1 protein-coding gene is annotated in these 854 nt (G+C 76.6%); it reads right to left on the reverse strand.

All coding sequences use genetic code 11. The annotated features are described in order from the left end of the window. Positions 1-193 precede the first annotated feature (193 nt). Positions 194-854, reverse strand: a 661-nt coding sequence (locus HW577_RS25800; RefSeq protein ID WP_198378926.1) for a hypothetical protein, incomplete at its 5' end; no start/stop codon positions are given.

Here is an 854-nt window from a genome sequence, read left to right on the forward strand (position 1 = left end):
TGCCCGGCAGGTCCCGCCACCGCACCGGACACGGCGCCGGAGGCCGCCCGCCCTGCCGCGCCGCCCGCAACGCCGGCGGCCTGCTCGCAGGCGGGCAGCAGGCCGAGCAGAAGCAGGGCCGCGACGGGCAGGAGGCAGGGTGTGCGTGCCGGCAAGGGTCGTCTCCGTTTCCTGGAGAGCGACGGTAGCGCCCTCAGCGCACCGGCACCACCGCGTAGAGGCGGAAGGCGGACAGCGCCGCGGGTAGCGGCAGGGGGCGCAGCCAGGATGGCGCGTCGCCGTCGCGCAGCGCGGCGGCGAAGCTGCCATTGCGCACCGGCAGCACGGGGGTGGTCGTGCAGGTCAGCAGCAGCGACACGCCACGCCGCGCCAGGACCGCTTGCGCGGCCTCCGGCCCGGTCGCGTCCAGCACCGCGATGGTGTCGGCGATGGCGCCGCCGCCGCGATGATGCGGCGCGGCGACGGATCGGTAGGGCGTGCGCCAGGCGATCTCGGAGCCCATGAACAGGTCGCCGGCCAGCAGGATGGGCGCCGCCTGCGCTTCGGTGATGCCGGGTCGCTCGGCCGCGAGCCACTGCGCCATCTCTGTCCACGGGCAGGCGGCGTCCAGCGGCGCGGCGCCGGCGACCGGCCTGGGCGAAACCAGCCCCACGAAAGGCAAGCCCAGCATGCCGAGAAACAACACCCCGCCAAGCGCCGCCCGCAATGCCGCAGCCCGTGGCCAGGCCGCGTGCAGCACGGCGCCGAGCAGCCCCGCCGCCGCGATCGCCGCCGCGGGCGCGAGATCGAGCGTGAAGCGCCGCGCCGCGAAGCTCGCTGCGACGCCGACGACCAGGATCGCCGCGAGCGCCAGG

Origin of the sequence: Neoroseomonas rubea (assembly GCF_016106015.1) — a bacterium.
Classification (GTDB): Bacteria; Pseudomonadota; Alphaproteobacteria; order Acetobacterales; family Acetobacteraceae; genus Neoroseomonas; species Neoroseomonas rubea.